Source organism: Streptomyces sp. NPDC048751 (assembly GCF_043198595.1).
Taxonomy (GTDB): domain Bacteria; phylum Actinomycetota; class Actinomycetes; order Streptomycetales; family Streptomycetaceae; genus Streptomyces.
Window position 1 is genome coordinate 56,762 of the sequence record NZ_JBICUX010000011.1, and the last position, 17,866, is coordinate 74,627.

Consider the following 17,866-nt stretch of genomic DNA (forward strand, 5'->3'; position numbering starts at 1 on the left):
CGTACACTTCGCAGTCGCTGTCCACCCACCTAGGGTCAGGACCCGTCAGCCTGGAGCGCAGGAAAGAAGGCACACGACCATGAGCAGCAACGAGACGCCCCGCGGACCCGTCGACTCCTCCCGCGTCCCGCGGTACGCCGGACCCGCGACCTTCGCCCGGCTGCCCCGTCTCGACGAGGTCGGCCGCGCCGATGTCGCCGTGGTGGGCGTGCCGTTCGACTCGGGGGTCTCGTACCGGCCCGGCGCCCGCTTCGGCGGCAACGCGATCCGCGAGGCGTCCCGGCTGCTGCGGCCGTACAACCCGGCGCAGGACGCCTCCCCGTTCGCCCTCGCGCAGGTCGCGGACGGCGGCGACATCGCGGTGAACCCGTTCAACATCAACGAGGCCGTGGAGACCGTCGAGGCGGCCGCCGACGACCTGCTCGGCACCGGCGCCCGGCTGATGACCCTCGGCGGCGACCACACCATCGCGCTGCCCCTGCTGCGGTCGGTCGCGAAGAAGCACGGCCCGGTCGCCCTGCTCCACTTCGACGCCCACCTCGACACCTGGGACACCTACTTCGGCGCCGAGTACACGCACGGCACCCCGTTCCGCCGTGCGGTCGAGGAGGGCGTCCTCGACACCGAGGCGCTCTCCCACGTCGGCATCCGAGGCCCGCTGTACGGCAAGCAGGACCTCACGGACGACGAGAAGATGGGCTTCGGCATCGTCACCTCCGCGGACGTGTACCGCCGCGGCGCCGACGAGGTCGCCGACCAGCTGCGGCAGCGCATCGGCGACCGTCCGCTGTACATCTCCATCGACATCGACTGCCTCGACCCGGCGCACGCGCCCGGCACCGGCACCCCAGAGGCGGGCGGCATGACCTCCCGCGAACTCCTGGAGATCCTGCGCGGCCTGGCGTCCTGCAACCTGGTCTCGGCGGACGTCGTCGAGGTGGCGCCCGCGTACGATCACGCGGAGATCACGTCGGTGGCCGCGTCCCACACGGCGTACGAACTGACCACGATCATGTCCCGCCAGATTGCAGAGGCCCGCGCGAAGTGACTCACGACCACGACCTGGTGCTCCGCCCGACGCCGGCCCAGACGGAGGCCGCGTTGAACCCTCCGCCGGGCCGCCGCGGCGGGGACCTGGTCGTGGAGACCCTGGCCGCGCTCGGCGCGACGACCGTCTTCGGTCTGCCCGGCCAGCACGCCCTCGGCGTGTTCGACGCGCTGCGCCGCTCCGACCTGCGGTACATCGGCCTGCGGGTGGAGAACAACGCGGGGTTCGCGGCGGACGCGTACGGCCGGATCACCGGTGAGGCGGCGCCGCTGCTGCTGTCGACCGGCCCGGGCGCGCTGACCTCGCTCGCCGCGCTCCAGGAGGCGGCCGCGGCGAGCGCCCCCGTGCTGGCCGTCAGCAGCCAGGTCCCGACCGCGGGACTGGGCGGCGGCCGCCACGGCTACCTGCACGAACTCCCCGACCAGGCGGCCTCGTTCCGGGGCGTGGTGAAGTCGGTTCACACGGTCCGTACGCAGTCCCAGATCCCGTCCGCGATCGAGGCGGCCTGGAAGTCGGCGCTGTCGGCCCCGCACGGCCCGGTGTGGGTGGAGATCCCGCAGGACGTCCTGCTCGCCGAGACCTCGATCCCGGTGGTGACCGGGGGCGACGCCTTCCCCGACGAGCTGCCCCCGCGCCCCGAACTGACCGCCGTGGCAGCCCACTTGCTGTCCCGTGCCGCCCGTCCGGCGATCATCGCGGGCGGGGGAGTGGTACGGGCGGACGCGTCGAAGAAGCTGCGCCGGCTGGCGGAGACGCTTCAGGCACCGGTCGTCACCACCCCCGGCGGCAAGGGCGCCTTCCCCTGGACGCACCCCCTCTCGCTCCAGTCCTGGATGGAGGACCGCCACACCACGGACTTCCTGGAGGACGCCGACGTCCTGCTGGTGGTCGGCTCCGGCCTCGGCGAACTCTCCTCGAATTACCACACGTTCAAGCCGCGCGGCCGCGTCATCCAGATCGAGGCCGACCTCGGCAAGCTGGAGTCCAACCACCCGGCCCTCGGCATCCACGCGGACGCCCGCCTCGCGTTGCAGGCCCTGCTGGAGACGGTCTCCGAGCGCCGGGACCCGACGGCGCCGGAGCGCGTCCGCGCGCTCCTCGCGAAGGTCGCCGACCGGATCGCCGCCCAGGAACTCACCCTGGAACAGCAGGTACTGGCGTCGGTGCGCAAGGCGCTCCCCGCCGACTCGCCGTCCTTCTGGGACATGACGATCCTCGCCTACTGGGCCTGGTCGGCGTTCGACGCCAAGGGCCCCAACCACATGCACTCCGCCCAGGGCGCCGGTGGCCTCGGCTACGGCTTCCCCGCGGCGCTGGGCGCGGCCGCCGCCGACCCGACCCGCCCGGTGCTGGCGGTGTCGGGCGACGGAGGGGCCCTGTACTCGATCGCCGAGCTGGCGACGGCCCGGCAGTACGAGCTGAACGTCACCTGGCTGATTGTCGACGACGGCGGCTACGGCATCCTGCGCGCGTACATGGACGACACCTTCGGCGAGACCACCGGTACCGAGCTGACCCGTCCCGACTACGTGGCGCTGGCCGAGTCGTTCGGTGTGCCCGGCGTACGGACCTCCCCGGAGGCCCTGCAGGCGGACCTGGCGAAGGCGCTGGCCGCTCCCGGGCCCTCGGTCGTCGTCCTCCCGGCGGTGCTGCGGATGTTCGCGCCGACGCACCTGGGCTGACCAGCGTCAAAGGCGGCAGGCCCCGGAACGCTGGCCGAAAGACACTTGTCCCGGCAAAGAAAGTCCCATACGTTCACCCCCACCACTGCTTCACAGCATGGCCACATCAATTTCCTTGGCCACTTCAAATTTCATAAAGAGCTCTGGGGAGAGCTCAGGGGGAGAACAAGGGCATGACCAACCCTTGGTTCCGGCGGGCGCGTGCTGCCCGGACGTTCGGCGTGCTGCTCGGCAGCGCCGTCGTCCTGGGCACCCTGCCCGCCGTCACCAGCGCGGCCGAGGCCGCCCAGACCAGACAGACATCCGCCGAGGCGACCGCGTTCGCCCGGGCCGCGGCCACCGGGGACCCGGTGGAGATCCTTCAGCGACGCACCGAGGACGAGCTCGTCTTCGCCAATCCCGACGGCTCGCTCACCAGTGAGACCAGTGTCCAGCCGCAGCGGGTCCGGCGGGCCGACGGCGGCTGGGACGCGGCCGACGCGACCCTGGAGCGGCGCGCCGACGGAACCGTCGGCCCGAAGGCCGCCGTCGTCGACCTGACCTTCGCCGCCGGTGGCTCGCAGGACTTCGTCACCCTCGGCGAGGACGGGAAGTCCTTCACCCTGCGCTGGCCGAAACCGCTGCCCGAGCCCGTCCTGGACGGCGACACCGCCGAGTACCGCGAGGTGCTGCCCGGCGTGGACCTGCTGGCCAGCGCCTCGGTCACCGGCTACTCGTACGTCCTGGAGGTGAAGACCCCCGAGGCGGCCCGCAACCCCGAACTCGCGCGGCTGCGCCTGCCCGTGCGGACGAAGGGGCTCGACCTCGGCGCCGGTGCGGCCGGCGGCCTGGAGGCGGTGGACGCCTCCGGTGAGCGCGTCTTCGGCGGCCAGGCACCAAAAATGTGGGACTCCGCCAACACCGCCGCTCGGCTCCCGGCCGACGCGGTCGCCGCCTCCGGCACGGTAGCCCCGGCCCAGGACGCGCCCGACGCCGCCGCGAAGGTCGCCGACATGGGCCTCGACGTCTCCGCCGACGCGGTCACCGTCGTACCCGACCCCGCCGTGCTGACGTCCGCCGACACCGACTTCCCGGTCTACCTCGACCCGGAGGCCGGCATGTCCAAGAGCGAGTGGCTGTACGTCTCCAGCTCCCACCCGAGCACGGAGTACCACAAGTTCAAGGACGACGAGGGCGTCGGCCGCTGCTCGTACGACACCATCGGCGGCACGTACTACGTGTGCAGCACCTCGCCGTACACCAACCGCATGTACTTCCAGTTCTCCACCTCCGGGTGGCAGAACCGCACCATCTCCAAGGCGGTCTTCGAGGTCTACGAGACCTTCTCCTTCTCGTGCACCAAGAGCACCGTCAACCTGCACCTGGTGGACTCCGCCGGCGTCGACTCGGCCACCAACTGGAACAACAAGCCCAAGGACGGCGACCTGATGGTCGACCGCACGGTGGCCTACGGACGCGGCGACAGCTGCAGCCCCGACGCCCCGCCCAGCTGGGTCGACTTCCAGGACAGCAGCAAGGAGGACAACGAGAACCTCACCTCCACCGTGCGCAAGAAGGCCGCCGCCGGTGACCCGCTGGCCTTCTCGCTGCGGGCCGCCGACGAGGGCGACCCGAACTCCTGGAAGCGGTTCCGCGGTGACAACGCCAAGCTCGTCGTCACCTACAACACCACGCCGAGCAAGCCGTCCAAGGAGCGCCTGACCAACCCTGAGGAGAAGGCCTGCACCACGGACAACACCAAGCGTCCGTGGATCCGCGACGCCACCCCGACCATGGCGGTCAACGGCACCGACGCCGACTCCTACAGCGACGGCACCGGGCAGAACCTCACCGCCACCTTCCGCGTCTGGGACCAGGTCGCCGACCGGCCCATGGTCTACGAGGGCAAGGACGGACCGCAGAACGAGGGCGTGTTCGAGGAGAACATCCCCGTCCGTGAACTCGCGCACGGCCACGGCTACAAGTGGCACGCCCAGCTCTACGACGGCTCCACCGGCAAGCTGAAGGACTCCGGGTACTCCGAGTGGTCCGACTGGTGCGAGTTCGTCGTCGACGTGGAGCGGCCCGACACCAAACCGCAGGTGGAGCCGGTCGCCGGTGAGGAGAACCTCCCCGTGGGCGCCAAGCGGCACTTCACCGTCTCGGCCAACGGCAACTCCGACTCGATCTTCAAGAACGATGTCGAGTTCTACGAGTGGGACCTCGGCAACGACACCCCCGGCCGCAAGGCCACCCCGGCGAGCCTCGGCGGCAACGCCACCATCGAGGTGCCCACGTCCACCTTCGGGCCGAACGTCCTCTACGTGCGCAGCGTCGACCGGGCCGGCAACCGCGGCCCGCTGGAGAAGTACATCTTCATCGCCGACCGCGCCTGTGAGGACGCCCTCGCCGACTCCTGCGCCGCCGCGGTCTACGGCCTCGACCAGACCTCCGGCACCACCGCCCCCGACACCTCCGGCCACGACCGCACCCTGACGGTCAAGGGCGCCGACTGGGTCGCGGGCAACCACTCCGCCACCGACGCCGCCGACAAGGCCCTGCGCTTCAACGGCAGCAGCGACTACGCCACCGCGAACTCCGCCGTGCACACCGGGCAGGCGTTCACCGTCTCGGCGTGGGTGCGGCCCACCTCGCTCAGCGAGAACATCGCGGTGGTCAGCCAGGCCGGCAACAACGGCAACGGCTTCACCCTCTACTACTCGACCGCCTACAAGCGCTGGATCTTCGGCCGCCACATCTCCGACGCGGACGGCGCCAACGACGTCATCCGCGCCATGGCCTCCAGCGAGCGGCCGCCCACCGTCGGCAAGTGGACCCACCTGGCGGGCAGTTACGACCCGGCCGCCCGGAAGTTCACCCTCTACGTCGACGGCGAGGAGCAGGGCAGCGCCACCGTCACCGACGTCTGGAACGCCACCAAGGGCCTCAACATCGGCCGCGCCCAGTTCGGCGGCGTCTGGAACGACTTCTTCGCCGGTGACATCGACGACGTACGCCTGGTCCCCGGCCTGCTCTCGGGCGCGGAGATCTTCCGGCTCGCGAACGACTGACGGCTGCTGACCACAGCCGCTTCCCCGGGCGCCCGTAGCAACACCCTTCGGGCGCCCGGGACTTCACATCACAACGGGAGGGGAGCGCGCATGCGCTCAACACGGAGACATCACGCCCGAAAATGGGCGAAACATCTGGCCGCCGCGGTGTCGGCGGCCCTGACCCTGACCCTGCTCCAGGCGGCCCCGGCGCTCGGTGACGACGACGCCCGTGAGCAGCGGAGGCCCAAGACGCAGGACGTGCCCTCCACCCCGGTGGTGGAGGAGAACGGCCAGGTCACCCCGCTCAAGCACCTCGCCGGCTACGGGAAGTCCCAGCAGGCCAAGGCCAGTTGGCCCGAGCCCGGCAGTGCCACGGTCAGCCTCGGCCAGACCCGGGCGGCCCTCAGCGGTGTCCGCGCCGGCGGCCTCCCCGTGCGGATCGCCGCCCCCAAGTCCCGCGCGGCCACCACACCGACCCGCGCCAAGGTCGACCTCCTCGGCCACACCGCCGCCCGCAAGGCAGGCATCGACGGCCTGCTGCTGAAGGTGACCAGCGCGGACAACGCCCGTACGGCCAAGGCCACGGCCGCGGCCAAGCCGGGCAAGGTCTCCGTCCAGGTCGACTACGCCTCCTTCGCCCAGGCCTACGGCGGCGACTGGGCGCAGCGGCTGCGCCTGGTGGAGCTGCCCGCCTGCGCGCTGACCACCCCGAAGGCGGCCGCCTGCCAGGGCGTCACCCCGATCAGCACCAGCAACGACGTCCGCGCCCAGAAGCTCACCGCCGACGTCCCGGCCGGCGTCGGCGCCAAGGCCCCGCTGCTCGCGGTGTCCGCCGCGCCCTCCGGCAGCTCCGGCTCCTACACCGCGACCTCCCTCGCGCCCTCCGCGTCCTGGCAGGTCGCGGCCCAGACCGGCGCCTTCACCTGGCAGTACCCGCTGCGCGTGCCGCCCGCCGTCGCGGGCCCGTCCCCGCAGCTGGGCCTGGCCTACAACTCGGCGTCCACCGACGGCCGTACCGCCTCCAGCAACAACCAGACCTCCTGGGTCGGCGAGGGCTTCGACCTCAGCGCCGGCTACATCGAGCGGTCGTACCGCTCCTGCACGGAGGACGGCCACGACGAGGCCGGGTCGCAGAAGTACGACCTGTGCTGGCACTCCGACAACGCCACCATGAACTTCGGCGGCCGGGCCGGTGAGCTGGTCAAGAAGGACAAGGACGAGTGGCGTCTGAAGCAGGACGACGGCACGATCGTCCAGCGCAGGACCGACGGCTTCAACAACGACGACAACAACGAGTACTGGGTCGTCACCACCACCGACGGCACCCGCTACTACTTCGGCAAGGGCAAGCGCGAGGCCGCCGACACCGAGTTCACCGGCTCCTCCTGGGAGGCCCCGGTCTTCGGCGACGACAAGGACGAGCCCTGCCACAAGGACACCTTCAAGGAGTCCCGCTGCCAGCAGACCTGGCGCTGGAACCTCGACTACGTCGTCGACGTGCACGGCAACACGATGACGTACTACTACGGCACGGAGACCAACAAGTACGACACCGTGCGCGGCGACAAGGTCGTCTCCTACGACCGCGGCGGCTGGCTCAAGCGGATCGAGTACGGCGAGCAGGAGGGCAAGGAGAACTCCACCGCCGCTCCCGCGCGGGTCGTCTTCGACACCGCCGAGCGCTGCAAGGGCGCCGCCGCCGACTGTGAGCCCGGTGACCTGAAGGAGTCCACCGCCACCCGCTGGCCGGACGTGCCGTTCGAGCAGATCTGCACCTCCGACACCGAGTGCAAGGACCAGTGGTCCCCGACCTTCTTCTCCCGCAAGCGCCTGACGAAGGTCACCACGCAGGTCCTGAAGTCCGACGGCAAGACCTACGACGACGTCGACGAGTGGGAGCTGGCGCACAAGTACCAGAGCGCCGACACCACCCACTCCCCGTCCATGTGGCTGGAGTCGGTCACCCACTCCGGCAAGGACGGCGCGAACAAGCTCCCGAAGGTCACCTTCTACGAGCGGCAGGACGCCAACCGCGTCGACACCGGCGCCGACGACCGCCTGCCGATGTACAAGTGGCGCATCCGGGCCATCCAGTCGGAGACCGGCGGCACCATCTCGGTCAACTACAAGCCGACCGAGTGCACCCCGTCCAACCTCCCCACCCCCGAGACCAACACCAAGCGCTGCATGCCGTCCTTCTGGTCGAAGGAGGGCACCGTCGGGGAGAAGGAGGACTGGTTCCACAAGTTCGTCGTCGACACGGTGACCGAGGACGAGGTCACCGTCACCGGCCCGAACAAGGTCACCTCCTACGACTACTCGGGCGCCGCCTGGGCCTTCGACGACAGCGAGCTCGTCAAGACCAAGAAGAAGACCTGGAACCAGTGGCGCGGCTTCCGCTCGGTCACCGTGAAGACGGGTGACGAGAACAGCAAGCAGCTCCGCACCGAGACCACCTACCTCCAGGGCATGGACGGCGACCGCGAGAAGGAGTCCGGCGGCACCAGGTCCGTCACGGTCACCGCCTCCGACGGCACCAAGGTCCGCGACGACGCCCGCCACCAGGGCTTCCAGCTGGAACAGCGCACCTTCAACGGCTCCGCCGAGGTCAGCGCCACCGTCAGCACCCCCTGGAAGTCGGCCGCCACGGCCACCGAGGGCAGCGACGAGGCGACGTACGCGGCGGTGAAGTCGACCAAGACCCGCACCGCCCTCGACGACGGCAAGGTCCGCCGCGCCTCCATCGAGCACTTCTACGACTCCTACGGCATGCTGGAGCGCTCGTCGGACTCGGGCGACCTGTCCGACCCCGACGACGACACCTGCACGACGAACAGCTACAACCGCAACACCAAGGCCAACCTGCTCACGCTCCTCAAGCGCGTGACGGTGGTCCCGGTGAACTGCGACGACGGCGCCCCCTCCTACAAGGGTGAGGCCATCTCCGACGTCCGCACCTGGTACGACGACCCCGACACCTACGGCACCACGCCCACCAAGGGCGACGTGGTGCGCAGCGAGAAGGTCAAGGGCTACGCGGACGACGGCACCCCGCAGTACGTGACGACGTCGACCGCGAAGTACGACGCCCACGGCCGGGTCACCGACTCCGCCGACCAGCAGGGCAACACGACCAAGACGACGTACACGCCGACGACCGGCGGCCCGGTCACCGGCATGAAGGTCACCGACCCGGCCGGCAACTCGACCACCTCCACGGTCGACCCCCGCTGGGGCCTGGTCACCGCCACGGTCGACGCCAACAAGCAGCGCACCGACCTGGACTACGACGCCCTCGGCCGTCTGCTGAAGGTCTGGCTCCCGGGCCGCGCGAAGTCCGGGGACACCCCGTCCCTGGAGTACGGCTACCTGGTCCGCAACAACCTGCCCGTCGTCACCACCACCAAGTCGCTCCTCCCGAACGGCTCTGTCGCGGTCAGCCACCAGCTGCAGGACGGCCTGCTGCGCCCGCGCCAGACCCAGACCCCGGCTGCCAACTCCGGCCGTGTCGTCACCACCACCGAGTACGACTCCCGCGGCCTCGCCGTCAACGAGATCGGCCCGTTCTACAACTCCGCCGCCGTCGGCACGACCTTCGTGGGCGTGGCGGACGCGTCCGAGGGGACGCCCCGGGAGACGGAGACGGTGTACGACGGGGCGGGACGGGCGACCGACGAGATCTTCCGCGTGGCCGGCACCGAGAAGTGGCGCACGAAGACCACGTACCACGGTGACCACACGACGGTCGACCCGCCGGCCGGCGGCACGCCCACCGCGACGTACACCAACGCGCAGGGGCAGAAGACCAAGATCCTCGAGTTCAAGGCATCGTCGCCGACGGGCGCGGCGGACACGACGACCTACGACTACGACGCCGCGGGCCATGTCGCCGAGGTCAAGGACGAGTCGGGCAACGTCTGGTCGTACGAGTACGACGTGCGCGGCCGTCAGACCCGGGCCGTCGACCCGGACGCCGGCACGACCTGGATGACGTACAACGACCTCGACCAGCTGAAGACGATCCGCAACCAGCGCGACACCACCCTCACCTTCAGCTACGACAAGCTGGGCCGTCAGCGGTCGCTCTACAACGGCGACAAGAAGCTGACGACCTGGGAGTACGACAGCGCCACCGTCCCCAACGGCAAGGGACGCCTGGCGTCGGCCACCAAGTGGGTGGGCGACGACGCCTACACGAGTTCGGTCGACGCCTATGACGCGGGCGGCCGCGCGACGAAGACCTCGGTGACGATCCCCGCCGCCGAGGGCAAGCTGGCCGGCACCTACACCTCGACGGCGTCGTACAAGCCGGACGGCTCGGTCGACGAGGTCGGTCTCCCGGCGGTCGGCGGTCTCCCGGCGGAGACGGTCACCACCGGCTACACGGCGACCGGACTGCCGTCCTTCACCCTGGGCGACACCACCGACTACGCCCGCGAGTCCCGCTACTCCAACTACGGCGAACTCCTCCAGCTCACGCTGGGCACCGCCAGCGCCGACAAGTACACCTGGCTCACCAACACCTACGAGGAGGGCACCAGGCGCCTGGAGCGCGCCCGCATCGACCGGGAGATCGTCAAGACCCCCGACTCCGACATCACCTACGGCTACGACCCCACCGGCAACATCCGCAAGGTCGCGGACACGCCCGAGGGCAAGACCGCCGACGTCCAGTGCTTCACGTACGACTATCTGCGCCGTCTGACCGAGGCGTGGACCCAGACCGCCACCGCCTGCGAGGCGAGCGCCGGTGAGGCGACCGTCGGCGGCCCGGCACCGTACTGGCACTCCTACGCGTATGACGCGGCGGGCAACCGCACCGGTGAGGTCCGCCACGCCACCGGCACGACCGGCGACGCGGCGATCACGCAGTCGACGACGTACGTGCCGAAGGCCCAGGACGCCAAGGGCGGCACGCACGCCCACGCCCTGAAGTCGGCCGAGGCCCGCACGGCCACGTCGGGCTCGTCGGCGCAGGAGGTGACGGCGGCCCAGTCCTTCGCGTACGACGAGGCGGGGAACACCATCCGCCGCACGAAGGCGGCGACGGACCTCTCCCCGGCGGTCGACCAGAAGCTGGACTGGGACGAGGAAGGCCGCCTGAGCGCCGTCACCCCGTACCTGTCCGGCGACGCACTGGACGAGGCGAACAAGACCTCGTTCGTGTACGGCGCCGACGGAAGCCGCCTGCTCCGCAAGGAGAAGGGCGCCGTCACGCTCTACCTGGGCAGCCAGGAGATCCGCCTCGACACAGCGAAGAACTCCGTGTCGGGCACGCGCTACTACTCCCACGGTGGCCGGCAGATCGCCGTGCGCACGTCCGCCGGTGTGACCTGGCTGGTCGGCGGGCAGAACGGCACCGCCGAGATCGCCGTCAGGGCGTCCGACTCGGCGATCGTCCAGCGCCGCACCCTCCCCTTCGGCGAGGTACGCGGCACCAAGCCGGCAGCGGGCGCGTGGCCCGGTGACAAGTCGTTCGTGGGCGGCACGGCCGACGCGACGACCGGCCTGATCCAGCTCGGCGCACGCGCGTACGACTCGGCCGCCGGCCGCTTCGTGTCCGTGGACCCCAAGCTCAACCTCGCGGACCCGCAGCACCTCAACGCCTACGCCTACGGCCGCAACAACCCGTTGGCCTTCCCGGACCCGACGGGCCTGTACTGGGGCGAGTCCTGGATCAGCCCGATCGGCCACGGAGCCCTCGACGTCGTCGGCCTGGTGCCCGGCTTCGGCGAGCCCGCCGACCTGATCAACGGCCTCTGGTACACGGCCGAGGGCAACTACATCGACGCGGGTCTGTCCTACGCCTCGGCGATCCCGATCGCCGGGTACGGCGCGAGCGCGGCGAAGGGCGCGCGGTACGTCGACAAGGCCGTGGACGCGGTGGACGCCGCGACGGACACCGTCAAGGCCGCCGAGAAGACGAAGGACGCGGTCAAGAACGCCGAGAACGTCACGCCGCCGTCCACCCCCAAGCCCAAGCCGCCGCCCAAGCCGGCCCCGCCGGCCAAGCCCAAGCCGGCTCCGCCGACCAAGAAGGCCGACGGCCCGAAGAAGAGCGAGAAGCCGGCCGCCGACAAGCCCGCGAGGCCGAAGAAGGACGACGATCCGGACAACGTCTACATCTACAAGGCTCCGTACAAGGGAAAGACCAAGAAGATCGAGGAGGAGGGCTTCAAGCCCGAGGACTACCCGGGCCGCAAGGGCCAGAACCCGGACGGCCACGCCTACTTCGGCCTGGGCGACAAGGGGCTGGACGTCGCGGAGGACTACGCGGGGCGTGGTCCCTACGATGGGACGGTCGTGGAGATCAAGATCCCCAGGGCCGACTTCGACCAGCACTTCGAGAAGTTCGTCGGTTCGCACAACGGCGTTCCTCGCGCCGAGGTCGGAATCCCCAAGGAGATGTTCGGTCTCCTCAACTCATATCCGCTGAGAGTGATGGACGAGCTATGACCGACCCTGAGGTACCCGAGGCCGAGATGCGCCTCGTGGGGAGCGTCGTCGAGGGAGAGGCCACGGCTGTCTTCCCCTGGGGGGTCATCGTGGACCTGGGCCTGTCACGGGACGGCCTCATCGATGTCCTCTACATCGACGACGACGACAACTACCAGGTGGGTGACCGCGTGTCCTGTTACCTGGACGCCTTCGACGAGATGAAGAACAAGTTCATCCTGAGGCCCCCGGGGCAGGTACCGCTCGCGGAACGCCTGCGCAGGCTCGAGGAGCAGCGAGGTCTCTCCTCCTGACCTTCCGGACAACTGCGATCGCCGGGGAGCGCGTGTGACGAGCTCCCCGGCGAGAGCGACGACGAGGTGGACTGCGGGTGGGTGAGGAGAAGCTCGCGCGGTTCCTGCTGTCGCTGGACCGGTTCCAGAAGCAGCTCGCCGAGTTCATGCTCGGCCGTTACCTGGAGTTCGACTTCAGCGGCGACTCCGGGGAGGAAGACGAGAGCGAGACGGCACTCCTCCCGCAGGTCCTCCTCGACGTCGTGGACGGCACACCAGAGGTGACGCTCCACCACGGCATCACCTGGATGGATCTCACCCGGGACCTCGAGCCGAACGAGTACCGCCTCGCCGTGACCCTCGCCTTCACCGAGGCGGGGATCACGGCGGAGGCGCTCGTCCGGCTCGACCTGGAGCGGGACATGGGCGAGTGGCCGGCCGGGGTCCACACCCCGTACCGGCGGCACGCCGAAGGCCTGGACCTCGACGAGGCCTTGGCCTTCGTCGAGGCCCGGGTCGGGGAACTGTGCCGACGGTACGACGACGCGGCCCGGTTGGGCCTCGTTCGCCGGTGACTGCGGAGGAAGCGATGGGGGCGTTCAACATGGCTGTCGTGCCGCGGCTGCACGGGTGTCCGGGGTGTGGTGACGAGGGTCCGATGACCCTGCAGTTCCACTTCGGGCACACGTTCCAGGACACGTACCGCATCGGCGAACGCCTGAGGTGGGGCGGCAACGACAAGGGGACCCCGGGGCAGGAGCGGGCGGAGGTCATCGGGTATCAGGAGGCCTGCGGCACGTGCGGGCTCGACGAGGACCGGGAGTACGTGCTCGTCTTCGCCTCCGACGTGTTGACCGGGGAGCACCGGTACGCGTTGCCCGAGGACCTCGCGCGTCTCGGGTGACCGGGATACCGGGATGGCGGAGGGGCCCTGTCGGATTCGTCCGGCAGGGCCCCTCCTTTTGTCGTCTCGTGCGCTACCAGATCGCCTCGACCCACTCCGGGTGGTCGATGAACGGGTTGCGGTTGTGCTGGTAGGTGTCGTAGATGACCTGGTTGCGCTTCTCCTCGAAGGCGCTCGGCGGGTCCTCGTCGTTCCACTGCTTGAGCACGGAGAGCTTGCCGATGTACGGGTTGCTGCCGTTGTTGACCTTCTCGTTGGGCTCGAGGTCGGCGAAGCCGTCGCCGCCGTCGTACCGCACGGCCATGTAGAGGATCATGCGGGCCACGTCGCCCTTGTCGGCGTCGCGGGGCTCGAAGGAGTCGGAGTCGACGAGGCTGCCGCCGCCGCCCGTGACCGTGCTGCCGCCGTTGTCGAAGTCCAGGTTGCCGCGGATGCTGTTGACCTTGACGTCCGCGGGACGCAGGTGGTGCAGGTCCGTGCCGGGACCGGTGACCTCGCCGAAGTCGCCGTGGGACTTGGCCCAGACGTGCTCGCGGTTCCAGTCGCCGACGTCGCCGCCGTTGAGAGACTTGCTGCGGGAGACACCGCTGTACAGCAGGATCACGTTGTTGCTGTTGTTCGGGTCCTGGTCGGTGACCTTGAGGGCGTTCCAGACCGCGGAGTACGAGATCTTCGTCTGGCTGCTGATGATGGTGTGCAGGGAGGACTTGAGGCTCGTGCCCGTCTTGCCGATCGCGTTCTTGTAGTACGTCGTGTCGTACGCGGTCGTCGTGGCCGCGGCGGGGGTCGCGGTCAGGGCGGGAGCGGCGAGGCCGACCAGCACGGCGGCGGTCGTCAGCGCGACCGGCTTCCAGCGGCGGCGGGTGCGTGTCGCCAGCATAAGTGGGGTCCCATCTACGCGGGTTGAATGGAGGCGGCAAACGGGAGAGTGGCATGGACATGCGGTCATGTCCATGGAGTCGACGTGTCCATTGGGTGACGGGAAACGGCAAATCGGGGCTTGTCTACGCGAGTTGACGCAGCGGAACGGCCCCTGACCGGGAGTCAGGGGCCGTTGGGGGGCGGCTTCACGCCGGTGTCAGCTGACGTCCGACGCGTCCAGGCGGTAGATCGTCGACTGGTTGGCCGTGCTCGACGACGAACTCCCGCTGTAGTCGCTCTCCTTCACCGCCGTACCGTTCTTCTGCACCCACGCCGTGACCTCGGAGCTGACGTTCGACCCGCCGCCGGGGCCCCCGCCCATGCCGCCGCCACCGACCTGGATGTAGTGCAGCTCGCCGTTCTTCACCAGTTCCTTCAACTTCGCCAGGGTCATCGCCTTGTCGCTGCCGGACCAGCCCCACATGGAGATCACCGGCTCACCGCTGCTGAGGACGAGCTGCGCGGCGCTCTGCGAACTGGACACCGCGAGCAGCCACTTGGCGCCGTCCTGGTGCTTCTTCAGGTACGCGATCAGCTCACTGCTCGCGCCGCCCATACCGCCCCCGGGGCCACCGCCCATGCCGCCGCCGGCGCCCCGGCCGGGCTGGGCGTTGGGCGCGGTACCGCCCGCTTCGGCCGTGCCGCCGGGCAACTCACCGTTGCCGCCGCCGGGCTGCTGACCGCCGGGGAACCCGCCCTGCTGGCCTTGTCCGTCCTGCTGCTGGCCCTGCTGGCCTTGCTGGCCCGGCTGACCTTGCTGCCCGCCAGGCCCGCCGCCGTTCCCGCCCCCGGGGAACCCGCCCCGGCCGCCGCCGCCCCCGCCCATGCCGCCGCCTGTCGAGGGCCCCGCCGTCGGGTTCGTACCGCCCATGCCGCCGCCGCCCGACCCCGCTCCGTACGGCACCGACCAGGCGTACGCCGCCGGTCCCGCGATCGCCGCGACGATCGCCGCGGTCACCGACGCGGCGAGGAGCCGCACGCGCTGACCGGAGCGGAAGACGAACAGCCCCACGATCGCCAGCGCCATCACGACCCCGATGGCCGGCCACAGCCAGGTGTTCCAGCCGGAGGCCCGGCGCAGCAGCACGATCGCCCAGGCGGCGGTGACGCCGAGGGCGAGCGGCAGCACCCACGCCCACCGCTTGTCCGCACGGAAGGCACGCAGCAGCATCAGGCCGCCGCCCCCGCACAGCGCGGCGATACCGGGGGCGAGCGCCGTCGTGTAGTAGGGGTGCATGGTGCCCTCGGCCATCGCGAAGGTCAGATAGTGCAGGGCGGTCCAGCCACCCCACATGAGCAGGGCCGCCCGCGTGAGGTCCGTACGCGGGGCGCGCCCGCACAGCACCAGCCCGCCGACGAGTGCGATCGCCGAGAAGGGGATGAGCCAGGAGATCTGGCCGCCGAGGATCTCGTTGAACATACGGCCGATGCCAGCGGCCCCGGAGAAGCCGCCGCCCCCGCCTCCGCCGCCCCCGCCGTTGCCCTCGCCACCGAAGATCCGGCCGAGGCCGTTGTAGCCCGTGATCAGGTTCCAGGCGGTGCCGTCGGTCGAGCCGCCGATGTACGGGCGGTCGTCCGCGGGCACCAGGGACACGGCCGCGGCCCACCAGAAGCTGGAGACGGCCAGAACCACGCCCGCCAGCAGCAGATTGACGATCCGCTTCACCAACGTCGGCTTGGCCGCGTACAGATAGACCAGGAAGACGGCGGGCAGCGCGATGTAGCCCTGCAGCATCTTCGTGTTGAAGGCCAGCCCGAAGCAGGCGGCGGAGCCCAGCAGTGGCAGCAGCCTGCCGTCCCGCGCGGCCCGCAGCGCGAGGGACGCGCCGGCCACCATCAGGAACACCAGCAGCGTGTCGGGGTTGTTGTCCCGGTTGATGGCGACGGTGATCGGCGTCAGCGCCAGCACCAGCGCGGCGACCGTGGCCGCGCCGTGCCCCCACACCCGCTTCACGGACGCGTGCAGGATCCAGATCGTCGCGACGGCGACCAGGACCATCGGCAGCATCATCTGCCAGGTGCCGAAGCCGAACACCCGGCACGACAGCCCCATGACCATCAGCGCGAACGGTGGCTTGTCGACGGTCATGAAGTTGCCCGCGTCCAGAGAGCCGAAGAACCACGCCTTCCAGCTCTCGGTACCGCTCAGCACGGCGGCACTGTAGAAGCTGTTGAGGCCGGCCCCCGACAGGTTCCAGGAGTACAGCGCCGCCGCCAGGGCCAGGATCGCGATCAGCGCGGGCAACGACCAGCGCGGCGCCTTGTCCGGTGGCTCCGTCGCGGAGGCCGTCGGCTTCGACCAGCCGGGGGACACAGTGGTGCGGGGGTCTGGATCAGTGGCAGAAGTCACCACTGCACCGTGCAGGCGGCCACTGAGCGGGGGCTGTGCTCAACCTTGGCTCAGGCTGTGGGCTCCTCCGCGATGGCCCTGACGAAACGTACCCAGCACGCCCGAGGGATGACGAGGGCGGGGCCATGCGGGTTCTTGGAGTCCCGGACGGGTACGCCTGAGGGGTGCCCGTCCAGGACTTCGAGGCAGCTGCCGCCCTGGTCGTTGCTGTAGGAAGACTTCCGCCAGCCCTCCAGCGTTGCCGCATTCGGGATGCCTCGGTCAGTCATGGCGTTCGTACTCCCTTGCTGTTGCTCTGAGTAGCGCCAGGGATTCCTTGAGTGGAAGGGCGTTGCCCAGCGCGAAATCGTAGCGATGCTGCAGGTCCTGGACCACGGATGGGGTGTCGTGGAGCTTCCCCATGTGAAGGCCTTCGCCGTATGCCGTGGGCGGCTGGTCCTCGAACCACATCAGGGTGAGCATGTTGCTCAGGAGTGGATGGACGCCCAAGGAGAATGGCATCACATGCACCTGGATCCGGCCGCTCTCGCCGAGCTGCACGAGATGACCGAGCTGCTGGGCCATGACGTCCGGTCCGCCGATCTGGCGAAGTAGTACCGCCTCGTCCAGGAGCGCCCACACTACCGGCGTCACCGGATCGTCCAGGATCTTCGCGCGCTCAAGGCGTGTGACAAGGCGCCTGTCACATTCCTCTTCACTCACCCGAGGGAACGCCGTCCCCAGAACCGCACGCGCATACGCCTTCGTCTGAAGAATCCCCGGTACGAACGACAGGGCGAACTCTCGGATCATCACCGCCTGTTGTTCGAGTTGGCGGGCCGTCTCGAAGTAGTCGGCGACCGCCACGTCCTCCGCCGGCAGGAAGCTGCTCAGTACATCGCCCGTGTTCAGGGCCCTGTCGAGGCGTCTGGCGTCCTCCTTGGACGGGATGCGGCGGCCCGCCTCGATGTGCGCGATGTGCGAACGCGTCATCACCGTCATGTCGGCGAGCTGCTGCTGTGTCAGCCCCGCCGTTTCCCGCTGCTGCTTCAGCCAGTCACCGTACGTGCTGGTCATGGCCACCCCTTTGTGACAAATGACTGGTCACACCCGACCCTCTGGCGAGCCTAGACCGCACCGTCTCACTCTGTGAGTGGATCGCTACAGAACGCGAGACCCCCGCGACCGACGCGACCGGTCCGGGGGCGTGGCCATCAACGAG

Annotated in this window: 11 protein-coding genes; 7 read left to right on the top strand and 4 right to left on the bottom strand. The window is 69.9% G+C overall.

All coding sequences use genetic code 11. The features are described 5' to 3' along the window. Window positions 1-79 precede the first annotated feature (79 nt). From speB to ACGFNV_RS31270, 7 genes are all read left to right on the top strand, one after another. Window positions 80-1,048 (top strand): agmatinase, encoded by a 969-nt coding sequence (gene speB, locus ACGFNV_RS31240; protein WP_393626982.1) that lies wholly within the window; start codon window positions 80-82, stop codon window positions 1,046-1,048. Beyond that, window positions 1,045-2,730: a thiamine pyrophosphate-binding protein gene (locus ACGFNV_RS31245; RefSeq protein ID WP_393626984.1), complete on the top strand. Its 1,686-nt coding sequence runs from the start codon at window positions 1,045-1,047 to the stop codon at window positions 2,728-2,730. The genes speB and ACGFNV_RS31245 overlap by 4 nt, the downstream gene beginning before the upstream one ends. A gap of 173 nt (window positions 2,731-2,903) precedes the next feature. Beyond that, the gene (locus ACGFNV_RS31250) at window positions 2,904-5,780 is read left to right on the top strand and encodes a LamG-like jellyroll fold domain-containing protein (protein WP_393626986.1); all 2,877 of its coding nucleotides are present in this window, start codon (window positions 2,904-2,906) and stop codon (window positions 5,778-5,780) included. A gap of 90 nt (window positions 5,781-5,870) precedes the next feature. Then, window positions 5,871-12,218 (top strand): RHS repeat domain-containing protein, encoded by a 6,348-nt coding sequence (locus ACGFNV_RS31255; protein WP_393626988.1) that lies wholly within the window; start codon window positions 5,871-5,873, stop codon window positions 12,216-12,218. Further along, a complete protein-coding gene (locus tag ACGFNV_RS31260) occupies window positions 12,215-12,511 on the top strand; it encodes a S1 RNA-binding domain-containing protein (RefSeq protein ID WP_393626990.1) in 297 nt (98 codons plus the stop codon). The genes ACGFNV_RS31255 and ACGFNV_RS31260 overlap by 4 nt, the downstream gene beginning before the upstream one ends. Window positions 12,512-12,588: 77 nt before the next feature. Then, the gene (locus tag ACGFNV_RS31265; RefSeq protein WP_393626992.1) at window positions 12,589-13,065 is read left to right on the top strand and encodes a hypothetical protein; all 477 of its coding nucleotides are present in this window, start codon (window positions 12,589-12,591) and stop codon (window positions 13,063-13,065) included. Window positions 13,066-13,148: 83 nt separating this feature from the next. Next, a complete protein-coding gene (locus ACGFNV_RS31270; protein ID WP_393626993.1) occupies window positions 13,149-13,394 on the top strand; it encodes a hypothetical protein in 246 nt (81 codons plus the stop codon). A 73-nt stretch (window positions 13,395-13,467) separates the two neighbouring features. Here ACGFNV_RS31270 and ACGFNV_RS31275 read toward each other — a convergent pair whose 3' ends face one another. The 4 genes from ACGFNV_RS31275 to ACGFNV_RS31290 all read right to left on the bottom strand — a co-directional run bounded on the left by ACGFNV_RS31275 (window position 13,468) and on the right by ACGFNV_RS31290 (window position 17,721). After that, entirely contained in the window at window positions 13,468-14,274 is an 807-nt protein-coding gene (locus ACGFNV_RS31275; RefSeq protein ID WP_393626995.1) for an endonuclease I family protein, read from the bottom strand. 198 nt (window positions 14,275-14,472) lie between these two features. Further along, the gene (locus ACGFNV_RS31280; protein WP_393626997.1) at window positions 14,473-16,665 is read right to left on the bottom strand and encodes a glycosyltransferase family 39 protein; all 2,193 of its coding nucleotides are present in this window, start codon (window positions 16,663-16,665) and stop codon (window positions 14,473-14,475) included. Window positions 16,666-16,715: 50 nt separating this feature from the next. Beyond that, window positions 16,716-16,934, bottom strand: coding sequence for a DUF397 domain-containing protein (locus ACGFNV_RS31285; RefSeq protein WP_393626999.1), 219 nt, complete (start codon window positions 16,932-16,934; stop codon window positions 16,716-16,718). Next, window positions 16,927-17,721, bottom strand: coding sequence for a Scr1 family TA system antitoxin-like transcriptional regulator (locus tag ACGFNV_RS31290; protein WP_393627001.1), 795 nt, complete (start codon window positions 17,719-17,721; stop codon window positions 16,927-16,929). Before ACGFNV_RS31290 ends, ACGFNV_RS31285 begins: the two co-directional genes overlap by 8 nt. Window positions 17,722-17,866: the final 145 nt, after the last annotated feature.

Coding starts and splice junctions, on each gene's coding strand:
- speB (WP_393626982.1), top strand. CDS start 80: ATGAGCAGCAACGAGACGCCCCGCGGACCCGTCGACTCCTCCCGCGTC.
- ACGFNV_RS31250 (WP_393626986.1), top strand. CDS start 2,904: ATGACCAACCCTTGGTTCCGGCGGGCGCGTGCTGCCCGGACGTTCGGC.
- ACGFNV_RS31255 (WP_393626988.1), top strand. CDS start 5,871: ATGCGCTCAACACGGAGACATCACGCCCGAAAATGGGCGAAACATCTG.
- ACGFNV_RS31260 (WP_393626990.1), top strand. CDS start 12,215: ATGACCGACCCTGAGGTACCCGAGGCCGAGATGCGCCTCGTGGGGAGC.
- ACGFNV_RS31270 (WP_393626993.1), top strand. CDS start 13,149: ATGACCCTGCAGTTCCACTTCGGGCACACGTTCCAGGACACGTACCGC.
- ACGFNV_RS31275 (WP_393626995.1), bottom strand. CDS start 14,274: ATGCTGGCGACACGCACCCGCCGCCGCTGGAAGCCGGTCGCGCTGACG.
- ACGFNV_RS31285 (WP_393626999.1), bottom strand. CDS start 16,934: ATGACTGACCGAGGCATCCCGAATGCGGCAACGCTGGAGGGCTGGCGG.
- ACGFNV_RS31290 (WP_393627001.1), bottom strand. CDS start 17,721: ATGACCAGCACGTACGGTGACTGGCTGAAGCAGCAGCGGGAAACGGCG.